The organism is Fuerstiella marisgermanici, assembly GCF_001983935.1.
Lineage (GTDB): Bacteria > Planctomycetota > Planctomycetia > Planctomycetales > Planctomycetaceae > Fuerstiella > Fuerstiella marisgermanici.
The window spans coordinates 6,086,988-6,112,504 of sequence record NZ_CP017641.1; the positions used below are offsets into that span (position 1 = coordinate 6,086,988).

The following is a 25,517-nucleotide window of genomic DNA, read 5'->3' on the forward strand; positions in this document are numbered from 1 at the left end:
TCCCCATCCACACCCACCTGCCGGTTTGATTCGATGACACTTCGCCTTCTGCTGTTTTGCTGTCTTGTTTCTTCCCGTGGTGCTGTGGCGCAGGACTGGCCGATGTGGCGGGGTGACGCCGGACGCACTGGCGTGACGCAAACGCCGCTGCCGGAAGACCTGGTGCTAAGCTGGTCGCGGCAGCTTCCCGCTCTAACTCCCGCCTACCACAACAGCCGTCTGCAGTTTGATGCCGGGTACGAACCCATTATTGCGGAAGGCAAACTTCTGCTGGCATCGTCGCTGCACGATTGCGTCACGGCTTACGATGCAAAAACCGGCGAAGAGGCGTGGAGATACGTCACCAACGGTCCTGTTCGGTTCGCCCCAGCCGTGTGGCAAGATTCCGTCTGCTTGGGTTCTGACGACGGGCATCTGTACTGCGTTGACCTGAATTCCGGAACGTTAAAGTGGAAGCATCGCGCAGTCCCGAGTGAACGACTGGTGCTGGGCAACCGTCGACTGATTTCTGTGTGGCCGGTTCGTGGCGGCCCGGTGGTGATGGACGGAAAGGTCTACTTTGCCGCCGGAGTCTGGCCGTTCGAAGGTGTGTTCGTGTATGCGATGGACGTTGCTTCCGGCGACGTGATCTGGCGAAACGATCGGCTTGGCTATCTGTTCGGCCAGCAGCCTCACAACACGGAAGCCATCGGTGGCCTGGCTCCTCAGGGATATCTGGTGGCGAAGGGCAACGACTTGATTGTGCCGTGTTCGACTGCCTATCCGGCGTTGCTGAATCGTGAAACCGGTGAACTGAAAGAGTTCGAGCTCCCGGCTCCACCTCGCTACCCTGGCGGCTGGTTCGCAGCGATCGATGAAGTATCAGCTCGCGCAGTCAGACGCGGGAAGCTCACTTTCGATGACGTCGTCAATCGCCAGCAGCATGAAGATAAAGAATACAAAGGGCAGGGCATCTCCGGCATCAGCCGCATGATAATGGCGGGAAAGACTAAGTTGATATTTGATGACGGGTATACGGGTGTGGACGGAACCGTGCATTCGATGGCTGCGGCGGACGATCGGTTGTTTGTGACGACTCGTGAAGGCGGGGTTTACTGCTTCGCGAAAGCAACACCAGACGCGAAGGATACCGGACGAACGCTTGATGATCTTTCGGGAACTGGCGACGTTGCTGAAACACCTTCGACCACAACACCGGTCGTCGAAACTTCGGCCTTCCACGGTTACGCATTCGTGATCGGGCTGAAAGACGGCGCCACGGTGAAAGCGATCCTGCAAACATCTGAATACCAAATCGTTGCAGTCGATAACAACGCCGAAAGGGTTGCTAATTTGAGAACAGAGCTGCGGGCGGAGGGCCAATACGGAAAGCGAGTCGCGGTGATGGAAGCGGATCTGGCGACGATCGAACTGCCGCCGTACGCTGCCACCCTAGTAACGACCGAACGGCCGAATGCCCTCAAGAAGTCGGCGGCGAAATTTCTGCAGAGTCTCCGCCCGTTCGGTGGAAGCGCCGTTCTTCCCGGGGCTGCAGACTTTTCTCCTGAGACTCACGCCGCCATCCGAACGCTGGAGGCAGAAGGCTTCACAACGGAGGCCGGTAAGGGTCTGTTGGTTGTTCGTCGCGATGGCCCTCTTCCCGGCTCAACCAACTACAACGGCGACTGGTCGGCCAGCGCTGACGATCTGGTTCGGTACCCACTGGGAGTGCTCTGGTTCGACGACACGCTCGCTCACTTCAAGCGGTCGCCGCAACCAAAATTCATCGACGGCGTCATGATTTCGCGGCCCAAGAACTGGCATGCGGAACGTATGAGGGGCGATTACAAAACTGACTACCCGCTGCTGCCGGCGGTGCTGTCCGACATGTACACCGGCCGCGTCTTCGATGAAACAGAACAGGCTGAACTGCAAGCGTCTCTTGAGCCCACCGATCCAAAGAAAGCGGAACCCAGCCAGTACCGGCCGCCTCGCCAGAAAGATGCATGGAAGCCGGAACAACCGGTTGCTGGCGAACGTACGAATCCCCTGACGGGTGAAAAAGAAGTCCGCACCTTTCCCAAAACCTACGGCTGCGATGGCGGCGTCGACTATGGTTCATTCTACACGCTGCGAGCAGGCACTCCGGCCTTCTACGACAAGACGGCCGAAAGCGGCACGGTGTTTTTAAGTGGCCCGCGCAGTGGATGCACCAACAGCATTATTCCCGCCGGTGGTCTGCTGAACGTGCCGTACTTCTACGAGGGCTGCACATGCAGTTATCCACTTCCGACCGCGATGTCATTGGTCGCGATGCCGGAACGTCACGAACAATGGTCGTCGTGGGGCGAAACGGAGGTGAAGCCGGATTCCATTCAACGCATCGGGTTGAACTTCGGCGCTCCTGGTGACCGCGTCACGCGAGCCGGCACCTTGTGGCTGGACGTCCCATCGGTTGGTGGTCCTTCGCCGAAGGTGCGAGTTGGCATGATTCCCGAAACGCCCACCTACCACTACCGGCACAGCGTCTGGATGCAGGGCGACGATGCCTGGCCGTGGGTTGCGGCATCCAGTGCGGAAGGATTGCAGCAGGTAACGGTGCGGGACCTGAAACCGGGCCAATACACGGTGCGACTGTACTTCGCAGAAATGGCCGACGCCGCGGCGGGAGAACGAGTGCTCGACGTTTCAGTGAATGCCAAATCGGCACTGCAGGACTTTGACATCGTGGCCGAAGCCGGTGCGGCGATGACCGGGATTGTGCGCGAATTCGATGACGTGGAAGTCGGCGGCACGTTGACGGTCGATCTATCGGCTTCGAAGGGCAAGACGCTGCTTAGCGGACTTGAATTGGTGCGACTGCCCTAAGCCTGCAGCGCAAAAGTAGAGTATCCGTATCGGCGACACCCTGTCGCCACACTGCGGCAGGATGCCGCAGAAACGTCGGGAGGTTATTTCCCAGCCAGTGCCTAACTGGACAGCGCCACCTTTGGTCAATGGGCCGTGTTTGGTGTAACCCGATGCGTAAGCGAGGGATTCGTCGCAACTCAACCCCTCGCTTACGCATCGGGTTACCATTCGCACCAACATGGCGCTGTCCAGCTAAGTCTGGAGCGAGAGACCAAGAACATGAGACCATCGATGAAACAAAGTATCTACTACTTATTCACGGCCTTGATCATTTCTGCTACAACCGCTGACGATGCGAGCAAGCCGCCACTCAAACCACATCCGGACGCCGTCGGCAACACTCATTCGCCGGGCGAAGTCGATAACCCGGCGCTGGTTCCGTTTGTTGTGCGAGACAAGCACAAACTTCCGGGTATCGTTGTCGATGAAACGGAAGCCAGGCTGGTCGGAACGTGGCAGTACTCAACTCATACGCCGCCCTACGTTGGTTTGGGCTACCTACACGATCAGAAGTCGGGCAAAGGCGAACGCAGCGTCACGTTCACTCCGGACCTGCCCGCTGCCGGCATGTACGAAGTCCGTATGTCGCACTGCTACAACGTGCGCCGTTCGACAAACACGCCGGTGACGATCCACCATGCTGATGGTGAGAAAACCATTCGCATCAATCAACAGGACATACCTGAACACAACAAACTGTTTCGCACGCTGGGCACGTTTCGGTTCGAAGCCGGAAAAGCCGGATGGGTTCGGATTGCCAACGACGGCACGGACGGAAAGTATGTGATTGCAGACGCCGTCCAGTTTTTGCCGGTCAAAGATTCAGCCACGGCCGCAAAAAGGAATGCGATAAACGGGGCCGACAAATCGCGTGCCGTTGAGCCGATTCCCACGAAACTCAACCAAAAGCAACGCCACCCCAACATTATCTACATTCTGGCCGACGATCTGGGCTACGGGGATGTCAGTTGCTACAACCCCGAATCCAAAATCAACACACCGCACGTCGATCGACTGGCGGCCGAAGGCATGCGATTCACGGACGCTCATACGCCATCCGCAGTATGCACACCGACTCGTTATGGCATTCTGACGGGCCGCTACTGCTGGCGAACTCGCCTGAAGTACCGAGTTCTCGACGGGCTGGATCCTCCGTTAATCGAACCCGATCGCATGACGGTTCCCAGGCTGTTGCAGCAGCACGGCTACGCGACCGGCTGCGTCGGCAAGTGGCATCTGGGAATGCAGTGGACCGACAAAAATGGTCAGCCTGTTCCCGCCGTGCCCGTCGATCGCAAGTCACGCCCGCGCGCTGGAGCAAATGTGGATTACGCAGTGCCTTTTACCGGAGGCCCCACAGCCGTCGGCTTTGACTGGTACTTCGGCATTTCGGCGTCGTTGAATATGTCACCGTTCTGCTATCTACAGAACGATCACCCGGTTCGTTTTCCGGTGTTTCACCAACAGCGAATAGCGACTGAGTTCGTCAGCGTTGACGAAGGAGTGCGGTCGCCCGATTTCACCATCGCTGGTGTTATGCCGCGGCTTGCCGGTGAGGCGGTCGGCTACATCGAACGCCAGGCGGCCGACCCCAATCAACCATTCTTTCTGTACGCTCCGTTAACGTCACCGCACTTGCCGCTGGCACCGAACGAAGAATATCGTGGCACGAGCAAAGCTGGCCACTATGGCGACTTCGTGGTGGAAACAGACGCCTACGTAGGAGCCATCCTGGAAGCTCTGGACCGCACCGATCAGGCGGACAACACGATCGTCGTCTTCACATCAGACAACGGCGGTCTGTACCACTATTGGGAGCCGCAGGAAGCCGACGATGTGAAGAATTACAAACTGCGCTCGCGCGGCGCTTATGTGAAGCAGTTTGGACATCAGGGCAACGCTCACCTGCGCGGCACGAAGGCCGACATCTGGGAAGGCGGGCATCGAGTTCCCTTTGTCGTCCGCTGGCCCGGCAAAACTCCTTCAGGCACTGTCAGCGACGAATTAATCGAACTCACAGACCTTCTGGCCACATGTGCGGCACTTGTCGACACCGACCTTCCCGCCGGTGCCGGCCCTGACAGCCGAAATGCACTCACAGCATTGCTGGCCGCAAAGCCGAAAGAACGAGTGCGCGACTACGCTGTGCACCATTCGCTGTGGGGCAAGTTTGCGATTCGCAAGGGCGATTGGAAACTAATCCCGGAACGAGGTTCCGGCGGCTTCACATTCCCCAAAGACATCGATGTCACCAAAGCCGGCGGGCCCAACGGGCAACTCTACAACCTTGCCCACGACCCGTCGGAGACGAAGAACGTCTGGGAAGACAATCCCGATGTGGTGGCGGAACTGAGTGACTTACTGACACAGATACAAAAAGCAGGCTGGTAGGGTGAGCCAGAAATTAGCCGCGCAGCCGCGGTCGACACAGACTCATCAGACTACAGAACTTCTTGGGGGAGGGCCAAATGTCAAGCTATGCAAGCCGAATCGTATGGCGGACCTTTCTGCCCATTTTAGCGGCAATTCTGTGCACGAATCCGAAATGGGCAGTCGCCCAATCATTGGAAGCGGATCAGCGGAGAAACCGCCTCTCAATTTACTGCGACGCGATGCAAAGCTGGCTGACCGACGTCGCCGGTCTTTCAGATGAGCAGGAAAACCTCATTCAGCAACACTTGCGGGCGCGAGTTGAAGAATCTCAACGTGTCTGGCAACCAAAGCCCCGAAACCGACCGCTCAGCGATGCGGGCCCAATCAGGTTCACCATGAGCAAAGGGGCTGCGAAAGATGTCAAATTGAAGGTCGACGACAAGGAACTTCGGTCGATCTTATCCACAGCGCAACTGGACAAGCTTTCGAAAGAGCTTCGGGCACGAAAAGTGGCCCATGCGAACGCGACGATCGGGCATGCGGTCAATGTGCTGGATGACGAGTTGTTCCTCACGAATGAACAGCGACGTGCAGTGGCTGAGTACTACCGCAAATCAACTGATTCCGAGTTTGCGGCGTACTCGCTCTTCCCGAGCGACCGCTACTACAAACAATTGTCGCCGATCGAGTTACTGGCAAAACCCGATTGGCCAAACATACTCTCAACGGCTCAACAACAGCGAGCAACCGACTTTGTTGAAGCGACGAAAAAGAGCTTGTCCATCAACACAGAAATGCAAATGTCATTCGAACCGGCAGCGAGTGTTGCTGACTGGCTTGAGAACCTCAATAAATACGGCAAAGAGCAACACCGTCGAGTGCAACGAGCACTTAAAGTTCGCGCAGAATACTGGAGTCATGAATGGCATCTCCCCGACGACAGCGCGAAGAAGTTACTTGTGGCGAGCAAAGGCGTCGCTGATCAGCTCGTAGCGACGTGGAAGACAAAAGCACGAGCACACCTCGAACAATTGGAACTGGAACCGGAACGCGTCATTGCAACAAGCATGTCAATGCCGGTGGTTAACCTCAGAACCGTTGATGACGTTGAACTCTGGAAGCACACGCTGAAATCAGTCAAGCCCAAGGGGGAAACGTTTGAGTACGACAGGATTGCAGAGATCCGCCGCACGACGTCCGAGTACCTCACCATTTGCTTTGACCGTGAACTTTGGTTGACGTCCACACAAAGAAACAGGCTGCAGCAGAAAATTGAAAAACTGCTTCCGCCGTACCAGGTCCATGCGCCGCAGAATGTCGCGTTGGATGAGCTGGCACTGCTTGTGATTCCGCTGTTCCGCTTAACGCAACAGGACCTTGAGCTCTTGACAGAGAATCAACAGAAAGCCTTCGATCTACTGAAATCGCAGTTCCGCGTGACAAACGGCGTGCCGTACATTCACTTAAAGAACGACCATACCCGACGGTTCTATCTCCACACAACTCCGTGACCGGAAAATGCGGCACTGGTCACATTGGTTGCACTGCCAGAGTCCTCCTAGTCGCCTGCATTTGAAGCCGCCGATCGGATCGCAAGCCAGATCGAAATGAACAATACGCTGTGACAGCAGTGCAGCGTCGTCCGTCGGTCGTGTCAGATGCGTAGATTCAAATCTATCGGCAACACGGCTGTCAGGTGGTGCATAACGCACTACTTGCCTCTTTGAATCTGCCCGGCAATTCCGATCGCGCCCTCGTGTGAGAACTTCAATCCCTGATTTGCCGATTTCACCAGCGTTGACGCATCTCCAGAGAACCATGAGAGTAGCAAGGCCGAACCGCAACGCGAACGAGATGTACGGTTTGCGCCAGACGCAGAGTGGACCAGCGGCGCGTGAAATTCACACAACGTTGATGCTTTGCGCAGCAAGCAGGCCGCGAACGATCGACCTGCAAAGGTCGATCTACGACATCTGCGAAATCAGCAGCGGGACCAGAATTGTGATCAGGATCAGTGCCAGCGGGTATACGGTCGCATAGCTGGTTGCCGGAAGGTTTGATTCGGTGGTGGAAGTGACCGCGCCGAGTCCAGGCGTAGACGTCATCGCGCCGCAGATGCCGCCGAATGATTCCAGAAGGCCCAATCCCATTGCCACGCGAGCCACCATAAATCCGACAAACAGCGGTGCTGCGACGATGGCGATCGATGCGCCGCAAAGCAGCAGGCCGTGCTGCTGAATCACTTCGACAAACTGTCCGCCCGCCTGCGATCCCGCTTGAGCCAGAAACAAACCTAAACCGGCTTCGGCCAGCAGTAATCGAGCGGCTCGTGGCATGCGCGCAACCACAGGACCGATCTTTCCGAAGTGCCCGAGGATCAATCCGGCCATCAATGGGCCGCCCGCCATGCCCAGTGAAATCGAACGTGATCCAAGCTTCAGTTCGATGCTGCCCGCGATAACTCCCAAAGCCAAACCGGCTGCCAGCGAAATCAGGTCGGTCTCATCAACCGTGCGTTCGCGATGCCCGGCACACTGAACGAATTTGTCGAGCCCGGCAGGTTCGCCGACGGCGGTTAACGCGTCGCCAAACTGAATACGTTCGCGCGGGCTGGGGACGAGTTCCAGTTCCTGCCGTGAGATCCGCGAAACCGTCACGCCGAATCGAGACAGTAGGTGTAATTCTTTTAGCGACTTCCCAATCAGTTCTTTGGACGTCACAACCACACGCCGGCGCTGACGTTCCAGGTCCAGCGTGTAGTTGACGTCTTCGCATTCTTCGCCCAGCACGTCGACAACCTCCGCCAGCCGATTTTTTGCGCCGACCACCAGCACTCGTTGATCGAGTTCCAATTCGAAGCCGGATGGAATTGGCAGCAGGCGTTCGCCATTCAGCAGACGCGAAACCTGGCAGTTGGCCGCCGACAGCACAGCCACATCGCGCAGGCGTTTGCCACGTACAGCCGGGTTGATGACGTGGACCAAAGTTCGACTGATCGGGCCGTCATCGGGCACGTCCGAATTGCCTGCCGCATCGTCGGCGGCGGAGCTCTTCAGGAATCGCGGTACCAACTGCACAAACAGAATCACGCCGATCACACCGAAGGGGTACGCGATCCCAAAACCAACGGCCACATGAGAATCCGCCGGCAACCGTTCGGCAGCAACGGCCAGTGCGGGGGTACTGGTGAGTGCTCCGGCAAACAGACCGCTGGCCAGGTCCGCGTTCAGGTTCAGCGCGACGGCGGCCAGCCACGCGACCAATCCAGCCGACACAATCATTGCCAGCGCCGTAATGCCCAACGCCTTTCCGCGGCGAAAGAACATTCGAACAAAACCCGGGCCCGCTCCCAGGCCCAGACAATAGGCGAACAAAATGATGCCCGCGACGCCAGCCGCTTTCGGCACCTGAAAGCCAAAGTGTCCAGCGACAAGCGCGACAAACACAACACCGGATGTGCCGAGGGAGATTCCTCGCCAGGAAAGTTTACCAAAGGCCAGTCCCAGCCCGATCACTGCAAACAAAGCCAGCAGTTCTTCCGTGGAAGCGTTCATTTTAGATTCAGAGTTATTGGTAAAAACAGGTGTCAGTACGTTTCCAGCACTTGTCCGCACACGCCGTGCCGAAGTTCGCGCACTCGTTACAGCGAATCTCGCTGACTTGTGGCCGCGAGACAAGCGTTTCAGACGACGAAGGCTGTTTCCCACGAGCCCGAACCGTCCACAGCAAGAGGGAGACTGCTCTGGTCGCCGCTTCACATCGCTATGATCAATGTCGACGCCGCTGTATGCGGAAATCGAGCATTGCTGTGAATTCATGCCCTTCATTTGCCCGGGCACGCGACTTTCCCGTACGATGGAACCCGGTGCAGTTGCGCGTCGTCATTTGATCCCGGCATCGTAGAAGACTTTGCCCGCCCACTCGCAAAAACCTGCACCGCTGAAGACGACCTTCGCGTTTCGGGTCGGCCCGTTCTTCCTGCCGACAGAAGCTCACGAAAGCCCACCAGCACTGTGACACCGACAGTTGCCGATTCCGCACCGCCTCGATAGTGTGGTGGTGCAATTGTGTACGAGTTATCCCGCAATTCTCCCCCGTTGAAAGCCCACCCCATGCCAACCCGTCGAAACTTCCTGCAATCTGCCGCGGCTGTCACTGTCGCAGGCCTGGCATCTTCGAAACACGTCGCCTCTGCTGACGAATCAAAATCGGAAGGGCCAATCAGCATCGGCGGTCGCCGAGAACTTTTCGTTGATGACGCGCTGATCGAAACTCTTTCCGGCGGAGCCACTCAACAATTACAGCACCCGGTTCCGCGCGAAGTTGCATTGGTCCACGACGAACCGTGGGAAGGCACCGGGTGTGGCTATCACAGCGTGTTTCAGGACGGCGACCTGTACCGCATGTATTACAAAGCGTGGCATCTGGACTTCTCCACCGGCAAACTCAACACGGGCACTCATCCGTTGTTCTGCTGCTACGCCGAAAGTGACGACGGCGTTTCCTGGCGCAAACCGATGCTCGGCCTCCATGAATTCAAGGGTTCCAAGCAGAACAACATCACCATCACAAGCGGCAAGCTCGGGCCGCTGAACGTCGACGCAGGACATCCGGCCATCTTCAAAGATGACAATCCGAACGCGCCTGCCGATGCGAAGTACAAAGCCATTCTACGGTCCAGCAACCCCAATGGATTGTTGCCGTTCAAGTCGGCCGACGGAGTGAACTGGTCGCCCATGACGGATGCTCCAATTTTGCGAGGACTGGGCGCATTCGATTCGCAGAACCTGGCGTTCTGGGATCCGAACATCGGCAAGTACCGAGCTTACTGGCGGATCTTTACGGCCGGCGTCACCAACGAAAAAAACTGGAAACCCGCCGGTATTCGAGCCATCCGCACGGCCACGTCTGACGACCTGATCACCTGGAGCCCACACACAGACATCACGTACGAAGATTCGCCGCCAGAAGAACTGTATACCAACCAGATCAAACCCTATCATCGAGCACCGCATTTGCTGCTGGGCTTTCCTGCCCGCTACGTCGATCGCGGCTGGTCAGAATCGATGAAGGCTCTGCCAGCACTTCAGCAACGTGAGATGCGATCAAAGTCCTCACCGCGATATGGCACAGCCGTCACCGATGCGCTGTTCATGGCGAGTCGCGATGGCAAAATGTTCAAGCGTTGGAACGAAGCCTTTCTGCGCCCCGGAATCGAACGAGCGGAGGCATGGCACTATGGTCACCAGTACATCGGCTGGCATCTCGTCGAAACGCCAGGCGATCTTCCCGGAGCTCCGCCCGAATTATCACTCTACGCGACCGAAAGTTATTGGCACGGCAAAGGCAGTGCCGTACGTCGGCACACGCTGCGGCTCGATGGTTTCGTATCGGTGAACGCTCCGGCCGGGCAGGGCGGTGAGTTACTCACAAAACCACTGACCTTCACCGGCGACGAGCTTCATCTGAACTTCGCCACATCAGCGGCGGGCAGTGTGAAGGTCGAACTGCAATCCGCCGATGGCTCGGCAGTCGACGGGTTCGCTCTGGACGACTGCGAAGAACTGTTTGGAGACACGGTCGATCGAGTTGTTCGGTGGAAGAACGGCACAAACGTGTCCTCACTTGCCGGTCAGCCAGTGCGATTGCGGGTCCAGCTCAAGGACGCCGACCTGTATTCGCTGCAATTTGCGTAGCCTATATTCACGTTGCTTTTCCTGTGGTTTCGGGTAAATTGAAGATCAGCGAACACCGCTGTTCCCGCCTTTCAGACACCGCTCGGTCCCGCCATGCTGAATATCCTGAGCCCGCTCAGCAATCGTCAATCCTTCTGCGATCGCATCGGCCGACGCCGTATGCTGCAAATTGGTTCTGTCGGTATGTTCGGCCTCAACCTTCCGGGGCTGCTGAAGGCTGAACAGTCGGCGGGGCATCCAGCGGCGTCTACAAAGAAATCTGTCATCCTTGTCTGGATGCACGGTGGACCATCGCAGCTTGATACTTTCGACATGAAGCCCGAAGCTCCGAAGGAATACCGAGGAGCGTTTTCGCCGATCGCCACCAACCTGCCGGGGCTGGACATCTGCGAACTGTTGCCTGAACACGCGAAGGTGATGGACAAGTGTACGGTCATCCGCAGCTTCAGCCATGGCAACGGCGATCACTGGGCGGCTGCCCACTGGATGCTGACCGGGCACCTCGGTGCAAACGGCAGCGACCGAGCACCTCGGCAGCCATCTATGGGAGCCGTCGCGTCGCATCTGCTTGGACCGACCATGCCGGGTTCGCTGTCCAGCGTCAACATGAACGACGGTGGCTTCGGGTTTCATGGCGGAGCGTGGCTGGGCGTTGATCACAACCCGTTCCGGTACGGCGAATTCAGCTACGGCAATGAAGCCGGACGATTGCCATCCGGCGACCACAAAAGCTTCGCGCTGGTCGACGGTTTGTCTGAGCAGCGTATGGTGAATCGAGTGGCCCTTCAAAAACAACTCGATTCAGTAAGAAAGCAGATCGACCGCAATCGCACGTTCGACGCGATGGACGCGGTCAACCAGCAGGCCTTGGACATCGTGCTGTCCGGCAACGTTCGCAAAGCGTTCGACGTGCCTCAGGAAGATCCCAAACTGCGAGCTCGCTACGGCGAAGGCTGGGGCGAACAAGCGCTGCTCGCTCGCCGACTGATTCAGGCGGGCGTCCGTTATGTGTCACTAAACACCGGCTACTTCGATGATCACGGGAACATCGAACCCGCATTAAAAAACAAGTTGCCTCGGCACGACAAAGCTGTCGGTGTGTTGATTCAGGATCTGGCCGAACGAGGCATGCTGGATGACACGCTGGTCGTCGTCGCCGGAGAATTCGGGCACACGCCGCGCATCAACGCCAACGCCGGTCGAGATCATTGGCCTCAAGCGCAAAGCATCCTGCTTGCCGGAGGCGGCTATCGTCACGGCCAGGTGATCGGCAGCACCAACGACAAAGCCGAACACCCGACGTCTCGCAAGATCGGAGTCGAAGATTTCTGTGCAACGGTCTACCACGCGATGGGTCTGACGAAAAACGATCAGTTAATCGACCTGTCCGGCCGCCCCGTCAACCTGCTGCCCAGCGGTGAAGTTCCACACGAATTATTGTAGCTCATCTCTGCGGCGGATCAAAAAGCGACCGAACTGGCTCGCGCCGCTCACAAGCAGGGGGTGGCGATCGATGGGCTGCCCCAATTCCACTACCGCAACGATGAGTGGCATGGGTATCCCAATACGAGTACCAGATCACCGTATTGCTGCCTTCGTTGACGAACGCGTGCCTCTGAAGCGCAGCCGTGTCATCCCAATCGCCCGATTCACTGCGGCAACGATGTCTGCTTTCTTCTGGCCTTGAGCCAGAAGACTACGACCGAGATGACAATGGCCGTATTGAGGACAATCAGCCAAGGAAAAGGCGTCGACTTCGGAGCTTGTGAAATATTAACGATTTGGTTGCCAACGAAGAGCGGTTCGCCCCCCAAACGGACATTACCTTCACCGATCGTGTATGCGACTCCCTCAATCGCGTCCACGACCTCAGTGCCTTCCGGGAATACCACTCTCACATCAGCTTCAGTTACTGCACCCATTTCAATATTTTGAGCAGTCGTTTCGATGACGTTTACGGCACTTGGCATTGCATCGCCGAAGCTGGACGAACCGATAATCTCAGTGATTTTGGTTGGCATCCATAGTCCATCGAATTGTTGTGTTTCGTCGACAGAGAACTCTTCACTTCGCCAGCCGTTGTCGTCTTCCCATCGTGCTTCTCCGCGAACCGGCATATAACCTCTAGCCGGATCGAGCCAGACGTGTTTGTCGCCAATTGCTCTGTTTCGACTGTGTAAAGGCTTCCACGGAACGGACAGTTTAACCAAGCTGGGTTCGTTCTCGGTCGTAAGTGTCCAATCGTCTTTGTCCTTTAACAGGTATGTAAACAGAAACTCGGAGTCCGGCACATCGGCCCCCGTCAGCCAGTAGGAGTAACGATCATGAACAATGACGATATCCTGCTTCGTATCGATTCGGGCCGTGATTTTTCCGGATGGTTGTTGGACACGGACCCGCGATACTCCCTCGTCCGCATTGAAACCTGACTGAATTAACGGCGGTTTAGATTTCGCTTCCAAATCTTCACCAAACTGCTTAGTGTCGACACGATACGACTCACCCAGCCTGTGCCGCTGAAAGTCAGTTCGTCCGCCGGGCCAGATAACCTTGCCCAACTTCCCGTTCGTCCGGTTCTGGACTCTGACGAAAACTGAGCTTTCGTAAGAGAGATTCGCAGTCTTCTGTAGCCTGTGCTCAAAGGCTGCTGCAAGAAGTTCCCGCTGATCGGCCAGTGACAATTTTCGAAATTCTGCCAAAGCCAAAGTCTGCATCTCGTCGGAGCTGGCGGAACCTCCCCACACAACAACCGAGATCACAAGAGAAACGATGTAACTTCCAGTGTGCTTCTTCATTGTGCTCACCTTTCACTGACATGTTTGGAATTCGTTCTGCGTTGCTGCTCCAGCACCACGCTGCTCCGGTATTTTTACCGGGGTGGAATGCCTGGCTGATGAGTTTTTTGTCTGGTCGAGTTACCCGCACACGGTCAGGCCAGTTCGGTCAATTCGACTGCAACGATTTTGTCCAAATCCTCACGTGACGCCACTTGACCGCAGGATTGCCGCAGGGTTACCCTACAGTATTGCCTAACGAGCCCCTCTCATGCCACCGATATTGATCGGTGTTTTCCGTTCGACCACCGGATTCGACACGATGAGTTTTGCTCAACGAATTTTCCCCGATGGCTCGTCGCCGCCCGTGACTCCCTTCGTGGGTGATGTTTTCACAACCGGGCGAATTACCCAGCATGGTGATGTTGCGAACCGTATTTGTGTCTTTGGTTTGGGCATTCGCTTCGCTCGAAAAGATTCAATGCTATGCGAAGGACCTCAAAACTGCGTTGCTGGTGAGTGTGCGTGTTCTGCTTGCGCTGGTCGCGTTATGTTTTTTCAAACGCCGGAGACGGTGATGGAACTTTCACGCCACAATTGATCATTGGAAAGGCTGGCCAATGCGTGTGAGCATAAATAATTGCGGTCCGCTATTGGCCGCCGCGAATGTGCCAGCTTTGTTGTTTGGCCCTGGTAGCTGTACTGCAGAGGTCGTGTCGCTGACCGTCGTCATTGACGTTCTGCGAATTCGAAAATTCATTCTTAGCTGACTCGGCCATATCTCCGCCTCAAGAACCATGGCGCGGGCACGGCGTTCTGGACACAACGTTCGGAGAAATTTAGATACAGGAACTGTCGACAGGTATCGTTAATGGTGGTGGCGTTGCCGGCTTGACCGACGAGGGAAAATGGCATGAGACAGCAATCTCTGAGTCGCAGCAAACGCAGGGCACCAAGTGCTTCTGCAGTAATTCTTCCCGATAGAATGGGGTGCTCGTGGTACCCCTGCCATACGCCGTGTCCTGGCGAAAATGCGAAACGCGGGCGGCGCGGATTCACAGTCATTGAATTGATGGTGGTGATAGGCATCATTGCATTATTGATGGCGTTGATTGTTCCGGCAGTGATGAACGCTCGCGGGGCGGCCCGGCGGACTCAGTGTCAGAACAACCTGAAGAATCTGGGACTGGCGATGGTCAATGAGGCCGAATCGCAGAAGCGGCTCCCTGCTTCGGGCTACTTTGGCAAGCAGAGTGGTTTTTATCACAACTGGGTTGTTGATCTGCTGCCGTGGATTGATCAGCAAACGCTTGCCGACCGATGGGACAAGGACCAGACATACGATCTTCCGGGACATGTGAAGCTGGCGAGTACTCAGATTCCTGTGCTTGTGTGTCCGGAGGACGTGAGCGCTACTGGAAGCGGTGATCTGAGTTACGCAGTCAACGGCGGTTTTGGCTGGACGACGGCTCGAGGCCTGGAACAGATTCGTGGCCAGTTTGATTTGAATAGTGACGGGCAGTCGAACCCGGATGTTGGTTCGCCGAGTGACCGTGACCTGATGTACAAATGCGGACTGTTTTTCAACGAAAACTGGCCGCTCGGCACAGGCAAGGCTCGGCACCACACGTTGAATACAGTTCGCGATGGCTTATCGAACACAGTGCTGATCGCGGAAAGCATCCGTGCGGGAACAGACCCCAATGCTGAGGCATGGCAGCCCGCAAACTGGGCCTGCCCGGCGGCTTGGCGCAGCGCGTTTTATCTAAGCGGTTATGTGTGCGAAGATCTAAACTGCGGAGCAGGCCGAGTAGACTATGGCCGAGCCAACAGTCGAAGCGGGAGCTTTGCATTGGAAGCCATCAACTCGGCTCGCGAACAGGCTGAAGGGGAAGCTCCGTGGGCATCCTCGTGGCACAATGGCGGAGTGTTCACCGTCTTCGCCGATGGGCACGTTCAGTTTCTGTCTGAAGACGTGGATGGCATGGTGTATGCCGCGATGCTAAGTCCTCAAGGCGGCCAGATCGAAGGACCGCTGGCTCAGTCGGCAACTGCTCCGTAAGAACCAGAGTGACACGAAAACATGAGTACTCAGTTTTACAGGCAGGCACCTGACGGCAGCGAGACCGGGCCGTTCACACATGAGGGTCTGCGTGCCGCAGTGTTGTCTGGAGACCTCACCGAAGCCGACGAGGTGCGTTCCGAGGCAAGTACGCTGTGGGTCGGGGCGGGGCACATCAAGGGGCTGTTTCTCGGCGAGGCGGCCGAGAAACAGCCCGTGGATTCTGACGATGCCCGGCGAGCGGCCTACGACGCGCAGTTGGAAGCTCTTCGAACTGGAGCTTACGAACGCGCGGAGCAGTCGCGTCGGCAAGGGCGATCGGCTGCATGGTGGCATGATCCTGTTGGCTGGGAAGTCTACGTTGCCATATTGCTGGTGATGGTGGGCGTGATCTATTCCGTATGGGAAACACCTGAACATGTGCGATTTCCGCTTCCGAAGCGAATGGGCGGTCCAGTTCAGCAGGGGAACTTCTTTTTCGGAACAGGGCCGTGGTCGACTCTTGAGTATCTACTGCTGTGGCTTGATGCCGTCGTGGTGATCAGCGGTTTGGCATTTGGGCGGATGATCCTGACATCCAGACGCAAATGAGCCACAGCACGCGGCTTTGAATCGCCTGTAAGAAATTCTCCAGGACTCTGCTGTTAGAAAGTCAAGGCGATGCCTTCGAACATTATTTGCCTGGCGAATCGATTTGCCTTCGCGCTTGTTGTCGCCCTATTCCTCTGCTGCCCGGCGGTGAAGTTCCACACGAATTGTTGTAGCTCGTCTCTGCGGCGTCGAGCATGGGCTTATTTCAACCAAAACTTCTGAGGATTCGCCATGCCTGCAATCAAACCGCCGACACAGTCGGCCACGCGCGTTATGTCGACGCGGGAATGGCATCAGTCGGGAAGATCGAGCCACCGCCGGACCGCACGCCTTGCGGTGGCAACTTTGCTGCTCGCGATTAGCGTGGTCACGTGTCTGTTCAGCGTTCCCCGCCCGGCTTCCGCACAAACTGCGAATGCAGAGGCAGAGGCAACGTTATCAGCGGCGGATCAAAAAGCGACCGAACTGGCTCGCGCTGCTCACAAACAGGCGGCGGCGATCAACGGGCTGCCCCGATTTTACTACCGCGTCAATGAGTGGCACGGCATGGTGGAACGAATGCGAGCTCGGCCGCAACCTACAATCAAAATCCTGGCTCTTGCTCTGAGGGGAACCGTCAAGGCGCCAGCTGAGGGAGACAGTTCAAACGTTGAGGAATCCAGCGTTGGGGCGGTCGGTGGCGGAGTTGGCTACGACGGTGCGAAAAGTTCCCTGCGCCACCGTGTGGAAGGCAAATATACGTTTGGGTGGGACGAGAATTACTTTCTGTTCCAAGGCGAGTTTGGTCGACAACCTGCCCGAGGTAAGATGGCTCAGTTTTGGACGCACGAGGATTCATGGTGGCGCGAGGAGTATGAGGGAAGACTCCACAACATCTCGCGCGGTCCTTCAGCCTTTGCATTCTGGCAGGATGTTCGGTTTGTTTTGTTTTCATGTTACTTACGCCAGACGCCAAGAGCTTTTTGGTGGGGAAGAGCTGTTCACTCGGAACAGACGATCAGTACCTTTCCACCAGCAGAAGCCACTTGGACCATGATGGCGGCCGAAACATTTGCGGGCGAGCCCTGTTATGTCGTCGAATCTGCTCAACGACGCGAGCGCCTTTGGATTAGCAAGGCAACGGGTCGCGTCCGCGGAATCCTGAGTTACTACTACAAACAACTTCCCGATACTCCCCATTTCTTCGAAAGTGAAAACGTCGCAAAGATCGCGGGGCGGAACTTTGAATCGAGCAATGAATATGGGCGTTGGAGTCGCCGCGAGGCGACTCCAGAACAAGTAGCGGAACTACGAGACGCCTGGGACCGGTTTATCGTCGACGGATTCCCCGAGAACGCAAAGCCTAATGAACTCATCCGTCTGGCGGACTACCGCGAAGTCAAATCCGGCGTTTGGATTCCGTTCGAAGAAGAACGTGTCAATACGCATCCATCAGGACCAGACAAGAGCAATTACGTAAAGACCAGGATTGTCGTAGAAGCTGTTGAGTTCGACCGTTCGCTGGAAGAAGCGATTAGCAAACTAAAGCCAAAGGACGGTGACCCAATTCAGGATCGTCGTTTTGGCGGCGTAACGGTTTCCTATCGCCACGGACAACTCACCGACGCGGAAGTGAAAGCCAAAGCGGAAGCTTCGAAGGCAAAAGGCGCATTCCGCGGCGGCGTCTTTTGAGTGTGATCACGTCAGGGCGGGGAGCGCAGCTCTTTTTCTTCAGCGTCGAGCCGACACAGCGACTTCTGCTTTCCAGACGCGACAGCTGAGCTCACGTGCTGAAACTCTGTGCAAACATGAAGACCTGCTGCGGAAGATATCACCGACCGAAAATCAGGTCGTGCAGCGCGGCGGTGCAGACGTTGTCAAACAGCATGCGTCTGAAATGGATCTCTGCAGTTTCAGGTTGCCCACCGTTTGCCGAAACCTGAACTGTGTTATGATCGGTATTCCGACTTCTCGATCATTCCAATTCAAAGGTTCCTTCCATGCCAACCATCCGCGATATCGTCGGCCTGCCGTCTGTTCCTCCCAGCCTGAGTGATTCTGCACTCGTGATGATCGACTGCCAAAACACGTACCGTGAAGGAGTCATGCAGTTAGAGGGCGTCGAAGAAGCGATGGAACGCGCGGCCGCGTTGCTGGCTCGAGCTCGCGAAGCGGGCGTGCCTGTGTTCCATATTCAGCACGATGCCGGAGTCGGTTCGCCTTATGACATTACAGCAGACAGCGGGCAGATTGCCGACGTGGTCGCTCCCGTTGGAGACGAACCAGTCGTCGTGAAGAATTTCCCGGATTCGTTTGCCGCAACCGACCTGCAGCAGCAGTTAGATGCAACCGGAAAGAAGAACCTCGTACTGGCGGGTTTTATGTCTCACATGTGCGTGAACAGCACGGCTCGCAGCGGCTTCGACAAAGGCTACGCCGTCAGCATCGTCGAAAACGCAACGGCCACCCGAGCTCTCCCGGACGGCAAAGGCGGGCTCTTGTCCGCCGCCGACGTGCAAAAGGCCAGCCTGTGTGGACTGGCTGACCTTGTTGCAATTATCGTCGACGATGCGAATCAGATTCCGGACTGATCGACGCAGCGGCCGTTCACCAAAGCCCGCTCCGTTGGACCTGATGTAGCGCCGGGCTAAGTTCACACGCCAACCGCTTTGCGCCATGCAGCGGCCATCATTTCGTGCCCCTTTTGCGTCGGATGGACGCCATCGCCCGCCAGTTCGGAGGGCTTGGTTCCAGCCGCCACAGCTTCGTCGAACATCGTCTGGAACGGCACCCAAACAGCCTTCGCGTCTTTGGCCACCTGCTTAGCGTACTTACGGCGATTGTCGAAGTCCGGAAACCACTTGTCTTCGTTTTCCTTGACTGTTCCGCTCATCAACACAAACGGTTCGCAGACGACGATCTTCGTTTCCGGCAGGCCCTCTTTCGTACGTTTCAGCAGCGCCGCGAAGCCGTCACGGTAAGTTTCCGCCGTGCCTTCGTAACGTCCGTTCAGCTTGTGCCAAATGTCGTTCACGCCGATCAGAATGCTGACGATGTCAGGCTTCAGGTCGATGCAGTCACGGTCCCATCGCTTCGCCAGATCGGGCACTTTGTGGCCTGAAATGCCGCGATTGTGAATTTGCAGATCGTGTTCGGGATATTGGGCGTGCAGTGACTTCGCGACAAACGATGGATAGCCGCGTCCCAGGCCCGCATTGGCAACTTCCTTCTTTTTGTCTCTGCCCGCGTCCGTGATGGAATCGCCCTGAAACAGGATGATGCTGCCTTTCTTCAATGATGTACTCTCCTCACCAAATGTTGAGTGGACGTTAAGGCTTGCAGCGGCGGCGACAGCCGTTGATGTGGCCAGAAATGTTCGACGTTTCATAGGACTGCTTTCTAATATGCTCAAAGCTTCAGACCATTCGAGCGACCAGCGAAAAACGCTCCCGATCAGCCACTCCGATGCGTGACTCAACCGACAACGTGACATGTTGAATTCGGAACGACTCGCGAACCGGCCGACGAGTGGTGTGTGTTTCACCGACCGGTTTCTGATTGTAGTGAACAGCGTCCGGTTTCTGAATTCGACCGAAAAAGAAGATCAACCGGGCGTCGCAGATCCTTCGAGCCAGTCCGCCCCAACCAGAGAAGGGCACCGGCTGCGATTTTCGATTCTCCAGTGTATGTGTTCCAAGCTTAGACTGCACAACTGAACGAAGCTGCCGTGATCGCTGCGACAGGCTAACCGGTGAAACCCCGGGGTTTCCTTCGCTTCGCTCAGTCCAACCCCGGCCACACGCGATGGTTCATCCCGGCCCGTTCTGTCAGACAGAACACACAGAAACTTTCCTGCTCCTGATGGGCATGCTTATTGCGTTTGAGTCAGCTCAGTAGTTCGCCGTTTTTAGACAGTCACTCGTTTTCCATTGGTTAGCCAGCTGGTTCACTGCCTACGCTCAGCCTGGGACTCGGGACATTGAAAATTGGAAGCTCTGCGCTTGGCATTCGCAATTCGAACTGTGCGTTGATGCACGGTTCAGGTGCGTAGTCGCACTCGGTGTGCGGTTTCGACGACTTATGGTTGATGACGTATTCGGACCAGCCGTGTTTCGTGCGGGATCGGTGTGAGTTGGCCGGGGAACGGAAAGTCCCTGGTGGATGGCGTGCTACTTCGTATGAACATTTGAAATGTCAAAACAAAAGGAAGAGTTGATGTCTGACGATCTTAGTGCATTGCTTGGTGATTCCGCAGATTCGTTGCTGCAGCACAAGTGCACAGGAATTCCGGTTGAGTCACTGCATGTGCCGGGCCCGGATTCGGTCGAACGTTTGTACATGCCCACCGATCGCAACTGTCGTACGCTGGCCAGTCTTCAGCGGCTGCTGGGCCATGGCCGGTTAGGGGGATCGGGCTACGTGTCGATCCTGCCGGTCGATCAGGGTATCGAACATTCTGCCGGAGCTTCCTTCGCCCCGAACCCAATGTATTTTGATCCGGAAAACATCGTCAAACTGGCGATCGAAGGAGGCTGCAATGGCGTGGCTTCGACGTTCGGCGTCCTTGGTGCGGTTGCTCGTCAGTACGCTCATCGAATTCCGTTCATCGTCAAGATCAACCATAACGAACTCCTGACGTATCCCAGCACTTTCGATCAGGTAATGTTCGGAAGCGTCGAGCGCGCCTACGACATGGGGGCCGTCGCTGTTGGAGCGACCATCTACTTTGGTTCTACCGAATCGAGTCGCCAGATCGTGGAAGTAGCGGAAGCGTTTCAGCGAGCTCACGAACTGGGCATGGCGACGATTCTTTGGTGCTACCTGCGAAATGCCGCGTTCAAAACAGACAAGGATTATCATGTGTCTGCCGACCTGACCGGCCAGGCGAACCATCTTGGTGTAACGCTGCAGGCCGATATCATTAAGCAGAAGCTGCCCGAAAACAACGGCGGATACAACGCTGTGAAATTCGGCAAGACATCGCCGATCGTGTACGACAAGCTGACCACCGATCATCCGATCGACCTGTGCCGATATCAGGTCGCCAACTGCTACATGGGCCGCGTCGGCCTGATCAACTCTGGCGGCGCATCATCCGGAGCAGGTGACCTGGCTCAGGCCGTCCGCACAGCCGTTATCAATAAACGAGCTGGCGGAATGGGGCTGATCAGCGGTCGCAAAGCGTTTCAAAGGCCAATGGACGAAGGTGCGAAGCTGCTGCAAGCCATTCAGGACGTGTATCTGGATCCACAGGTCACTGTCGCGTGACAAGGGCATTGGCCGTTCACGCAAATTCGAGCTACTGTTCGAAACCAAGAAGCCACTCTTGTAGGTCGCTCACAACAAAGAGCGACCTACAAGAGTGGCTTCGGTTGTTTGGCTGCCCCGGCTGGCGCCTCGAAACCAGCCTCTGAACGACATCTTGACTATTCCCGTCCTTGCCTCAGAATAGGGTCTGGGGACCATACGGAATCATCCGGAATGAATCCGTCGAAAACGTGTTAGCTGGAAACAGGATGACTGACTTCGACTTTGCCAAGATCGAGGAATCACTGGGCATCACTGTTCCCGCCGCTTACCGGCGCGTCATGTCCGCGTATCCTTTCCATAATGGCCGCCCGTCCGATGCGTACATCCCAGACAACGCTCCGTACATTTGCAGCTTGAATCAACAGATTCGCTCAGACGCTGTCTATCCCAATTGCTGGCGTCTCGACCTACTCGCAATAGGCACAACGTGGGATGGCGACGCGCACGTATTGGACACGTCGCTCCCGGATTCGCCTGTCTTCAGGTTCGCTCAGGATGATCAAACAGTGACCACACTTGCTGGTACGCTCGACGAATGGGTCGGCCAGTTATGCCAGTGGTACGTTAACGCAGACAGCGACCACATCGCTGATGAATACAAGGCGATCACTTCGGCTATTCAAGCCGCGGGTTTCTTCAGTACGTCACCCGAGCTGATGGACGGCTGGCATCGAATCGCTGTTGCATCCAGCCCTGATGGTGGCGACAGCTTCTGGATTGCAGCCGTGAACGCTGGCTGGTTTGCTGGCACGTGGGCTGGCAACATCTATCAGATACCGGACAAAGTTGCCGACTTCTGTATCTCGTGCCTCACGGATGCGCCCAACAAGACTCACTCTGACTTCATCGACACGATCAAGATTCGATACCGCCTAAAATCGATAACCAATGCTGAGTTCGATGCTCTCACGCGAGCCAGGTAAATCGGATAGCGGAAGACTGTCGCCCGCGTGTCCTGGATGCGAGTCCGCTACCGTCTGTGCGCTGATCCTGTCATGAAACGCAATCATCGCGGAGTTCAGGTAACAGCTGATCTGCGTATCTAATTCGTATTAACTGCTCTTGCCTGTTTGGCGAACCTTAGCGGCGTTGTACTCCCAGTTCATTCGGGCAATATAATCGGTCGATATTTCCTGTGGGCAAATGGCTTCGCAGGCCTCGGTGTTGGTGCAACTGCCGAATCCTTCTTTATCCATTGTGGCCACCATGTCGACAACTCGTCGCTGTGCTTCGATTTTCCCCTGTGGCAAATTCGACAAATGAGTCACCTTCGCGCCAGTGAATAGTGCGGCTGAGGCGTTCTTGCACACTGCCACACAGGCGCCGCAACCGATGCAGGTCGCCGCGTCGAATGCAGCATCTGCTGCGTCTTTTGCGATGAGAATCGAATTGGCTTCGGGCGCGGTGCCGATGTGAGTTGAAATGAAAGCGCCTGATTGAATGATTCGATCCAGGGCAGATCGGTCGACTTTCAGATCGCGAATGAGGGGAAATGATGACGCGCGGAATGGTTCGATAACGATCGTATCGCCGTCGTTAAAGGTGCGCATATGCAATTGGCAGGTCGTGGTTGCTGTGAGCGGCCCGTGTGGACGTCCGTTGATGACCATCCCGCACGTGCCACAAATGCCTTCGCGACAATCGTTGTCGAATTCGATCACACGCTCGCCCCTCCGGACAAGTTGCTCGTTGAGCATGTCCAACATATCCAGAAACGACATGTCAGGATCAACATCGTCGAGCGGATAGTCGACCAGCTTACCAGCGGCGTCGCGGTCATCCTGCCGCCAGATTTTTAGTAACACCTTCATAGTTTGATAGCTTTTTGTTTGTTATCACGTTTTCCACATTCCAGCAGCGACCAACGGGAGCGGACCACACATTTCCGAGTGTCAGCTCGAACCCGCCGCCGGTCGGCACCGGCTATTTGTAGCTGCGGGCGGTCAGTTTGACGTCCTGGAAGGTGAGGTGTTCTTTGTGCAGTGTCGGGGTACCGTTCGGCGTGTATTCCCATGCGGCCACGTAAGCGAAGTCGTCGTCGTTGCGAACCGCTTCGCCGTCTTCAGTCTGATGGTCCGTTCGAAAGTGAGCGCCGCACGATTCATCTCGACTTAGCGCATCGCGACACATCAGTTCGGCCAGTTCAAGGTAATCGTTGATTCGCAGCGCCTTTTCCAGTTCGTTGTTCGGTTCGTGACTACCGCCGGTGACACGGACATTGCGATGAAAGTCCTCACGCAATTCCGTGATCTGAATGATCGCTTCCTGTAAACCTTCCGGGCTACGACTTATGCCGCAACGGTCCCACAAAATCGCCCCGAGTGCTCGGTGATATTCGTCGACGGGGCGACCACCGTTGACATTCAACAGCTTCCTGATCGCTGCTTCTGCGGCATCGGCGGCCTGCTGAAATTCTGGAGCATCCGTGGACGGCAAATTCTTCGTGCGCTGATCAGCCAGGTAGTTGCCGATGGTCGTTGGGATAATAAAATAGCCATCAACGCAGGCCTGCAGCAAAGAATTGGCGCCCAACCGGTTAGCTCCGTGGTCAGCAAAGTTGCATTCGCCCAGAGCGTACAAGCCATTGACGCTGGTCATTAATTCATAGTCGACCCACAGCCCGCCCATCGAAAAATGAGCGGCCGGAGCAATGCGCATGGGTTCCGAATAGGCATCCAGACCTGTAATTTTGCGGTACATGTCGAACAGGTTGCCGTAGCGACCGGCGATCCCGTCGCGGCCGTATTCCTTCAAAGCGTCGCGGAAGTCCAGATAGACGGCGTTCTTAAGCGGGCCGACGCCATGTCCCGCGTCGATGCGTTCCTTGGCCGCTCGAGACGCAATGTCGCGCGGCGTGAGGTTTCCGAAAGCGGGATAACGCCGTTCCAGATAATAATCGCGTTCGTCGTCGGGGATGGCGTTAGGAGACCGTTCGTCGCCAGCTTTCAAAGGAACCCAGATACGTCCGTCGTTGCGCAGGGATTCCGACATCAGAGTTAATTTGGACTGACGTTCGCCTGATTGAGGCAGGCAGGTCGGGTGAATTTGAGTCAGGCTGGGATTGGCGATGTACGCGCCGCGCTTGTGAGCTTTCCAGATGGCGGTGGCATTGCTGCCGAGCGCCAATGTCGACAGGTAGAAAATTTTCGAGTAGCCGCCGGTGGCCAGAACAACCGCGTGCGCCGCATACCGCTGGATCTCCCCCGTGATCAGGTCGCGTGCAATAATGCCCTTCGCCTGGCCGTCGACAATCACCAAATCCAGCATCTCGTGGCGATTGTACATCGTGACTCGGCCGGCTTTGATTTGCCGACTAAGTGCGGAGTACGTTCCGAGCAACAATTGCTGCCCGGTTTGCCCCTGAGCGTAAAACGTGCGTTCAACCTGGACACCGCCGAAGGAACGGTTTCCCAGAACACCGCCGTATTCGCGAGCAAAGGGAACTCCCTGAGCGACACACGTGTCGATCAGGCTGACCGACAGTTCGGCCATGCGATACACGTTGGCTTCGCGAGATCGAAAGTCGCCGCCTTTAACGGTGTCATAAAACATGCGATAGATGTTGTCGCCGTCGTTTTGATAGTTCTTCGCCGCGTTGACGCCACCCTGAGCGGCCGTCGAATGAGCTCGACGAGGGCTGTCGTGAAAACAGAATGCCTTTACGTTGTATCCGAGTTCGCCCAGTGCGGCGGCGGCACCTCCGCCAGCGAGTCCCGTGCCGACAATGATGACGTCCAGCTTTTTGCGGTTGGCGGCGTTCACGAGTTTGCAGGTCGCCTGATAGCGACTCCACTTTTGTTCGACCGGGCCTTCCGGAATTTTTGCGTCTAATGTCATGCTTCA

At 56.3% G+C, this 25,517-nt stretch carries 16 protein-coding genes; 11 read left to right on the forward strand and 5 right to left on the reverse strand.

All coding sequences use genetic code 11. The features are described 5' to 3' along the window. The first annotated feature begins 33 nt into the window (after window positions 1–33). The 3 genes from Fuma_RS22810 (at window position 34) to Fuma_RS22820 (ending at window position 6,773) form a co-directional block, all read left to right on the forward strand. Window positions 34–2,847 carry an outer membrane protein assembly factor BamB family protein gene (locus Fuma_RS22810; protein ID WP_077026148.1) on the forward strand — a complete coding sequence of 938 codons (2,814 nt, stop codon included), beginning with the start codon at window positions 34–36 and terminating at the stop codon, window positions 2,845–2,847. Window positions 2,848–3,120: 273 nt separating this feature from the next. After that, window positions 3,121–5,280: a sulfatase-like hydrolase/transferase gene (locus Fuma_RS22815; protein WP_218922259.1), complete on the forward strand. Its 2,160-nt coding sequence runs from the start codon at window positions 3,121–3,123 to the stop codon at window positions 5,278–5,280. Between the two features lie 77 nt (window positions 5,281–5,357). Further along, window positions 5,358–6,773, forward strand: a complete 1,416-nt coding sequence (locus Fuma_RS22820) for a hypothetical protein (protein WP_145944318.1) — start codon at window positions 5,358–5,360, stop codon at window positions 6,771–6,773. Window positions 6,774–7,226: 453 nt separating this feature from the next. On the opposite strand, the gene Fuma_RS22825 is transcribed toward Fuma_RS22820, so the two are convergent. Further along, a complete protein-coding gene (locus Fuma_RS22825; protein ID WP_077026150.1) occupies window positions 7,227–8,816 on the reverse strand; it encodes an aspartate:alanine exchanger family transporter in 1,590 nt (529 codons plus the stop codon). Window positions 8,817–9,374: 558 nt separating this feature from the next. Here Fuma_RS22825 and Fuma_RS22830 point away from each other — a divergent pair. Then, entirely contained in the window at window positions 9,375–10,958 is a 1,584-nt protein-coding gene (locus Fuma_RS22830) for a hypothetical protein (protein ID WP_077026151.1), read from the forward strand. Window positions 10,959–11,051: 93 nt separating this feature from the next. Next, on the forward strand, window positions 11,052–12,401 hold the full coding sequence (locus Fuma_RS22835) for a DUF1501 domain-containing protein (protein WP_077026152.1): 1,350 nt from the start codon (window positions 11,052–11,054) through the stop codon (window positions 12,399–12,401). Window positions 12,402–12,607: 206 nt separating this feature from the next. Here Fuma_RS22835 and Fuma_RS22840 read toward each other — a convergent pair whose 3' ends face one another. Then, entirely contained in the window at window positions 12,608–13,639 is a 1,032-nt protein-coding gene (locus Fuma_RS22840) for a hypothetical protein (protein ID WP_145944319.1), read from the reverse strand. A 1,006-nt stretch (window positions 13,640–14,645) separates the two neighbouring features. On the opposite strand from Fuma_RS22840, the gene Fuma_RS22845 reads away from it, so the two are divergent. From Fuma_RS22845 to Fuma_RS22860, 4 genes are all read left to right on the forward strand, one after another. Continuing rightward, window positions 14,646–15,794 carry a DUF1559 family PulG-like putative transporter gene (locus Fuma_RS22845; protein ID WP_083732251.1) on the forward strand — a complete coding sequence of 383 codons (1,149 nt, stop codon included), beginning with the start codon at window positions 14,646–14,648 and terminating at the stop codon, window positions 15,792–15,794. A 21-nt stretch (window positions 15,795–15,815) separates the two neighbouring features. Beyond that, on the forward strand, window positions 15,816–16,385 hold the full coding sequence (locus Fuma_RS22850) for a hypothetical protein (protein WP_077026155.1): 570 nt from the start codon (window positions 15,816–15,818) through the stop codon (window positions 16,383–16,385). A gap of 231 nt (window positions 16,386–16,616) precedes the next feature. Beyond that, window positions 16,617–18,056 (forward strand): hypothetical protein, encoded by a 1,440-nt coding sequence (locus Fuma_RS22855; protein WP_077026156.1) that lies wholly within the window; start codon window positions 16,617–16,619, stop codon window positions 18,054–18,056. Between the two features lie 308 nt (window positions 18,057–18,364). After that, window positions 18,365–18,955: a cysteine hydrolase family protein gene (locus tag Fuma_RS22860; RefSeq protein WP_077026157.1), complete on the forward strand. Its 591-nt coding sequence runs from the start codon at window positions 18,365–18,367 to the stop codon at window positions 18,953–18,955. A 62-nt stretch (window positions 18,956–19,017) separates the two neighbouring features. Here Fuma_RS22860 and Fuma_RS22865 read toward each other — a convergent pair whose 3' ends face one another. Beyond that, window positions 19,018–19,752: an SGNH/GDSL hydrolase family protein gene (locus tag Fuma_RS22865; protein ID WP_077026158.1), complete on the reverse strand. Its 735-nt coding sequence runs from the start codon at window positions 19,750–19,752 to the stop codon at window positions 19,018–19,020. A gap of 827 nt (window positions 19,753–20,579) precedes the next feature. On the opposite strand from Fuma_RS22865, the gene Fuma_RS22875 reads away from it, so the two are divergent. After that, on the forward strand, window positions 20,580–21,632 hold the full coding sequence (locus Fuma_RS22875) for a class I fructose-bisphosphate aldolase (protein ID WP_077028494.1): 1,053 nt from the start codon (window positions 20,580–20,582) through the stop codon (window positions 21,630–21,632). Between the two features lie 248 nt (window positions 21,633–21,880). Further along, a complete protein-coding gene (locus Fuma_RS22880) occupies window positions 21,881–22,597 on the forward strand; it encodes an SMI1/KNR4 family protein (protein ID WP_077026160.1) in 717 nt (238 codons plus the stop codon). Window positions 22,598–22,726: 129 nt separating this feature from the next. Here the strand turns inward: Fuma_RS22880 and Fuma_RS22885 are convergent, their stop codons facing one another. Both Fuma_RS22885 and Fuma_RS22890 read right to left on the reverse strand, forming a co-directional pair. Then, on the reverse strand, window positions 22,727–23,485 hold the full coding sequence (locus tag Fuma_RS22885; protein ID WP_077026161.1) for a succinate dehydrogenase/fumarate reductase iron-sulfur subunit: 759 nt from the start codon (window positions 23,483–23,485) through the stop codon (window positions 22,727–22,729). Window positions 23,486–23,597: 112 nt separating this feature from the next. Then, window positions 23,598–25,511, reverse strand: coding sequence for a fumarate reductase/succinate dehydrogenase flavoprotein subunit (locus tag Fuma_RS22890; RefSeq protein WP_077026162.1), 1,914 nt, complete (start codon window positions 25,509–25,511; stop codon window positions 23,598–23,600). Window positions 25,512–25,517 lie beyond the last annotated feature (6 nt).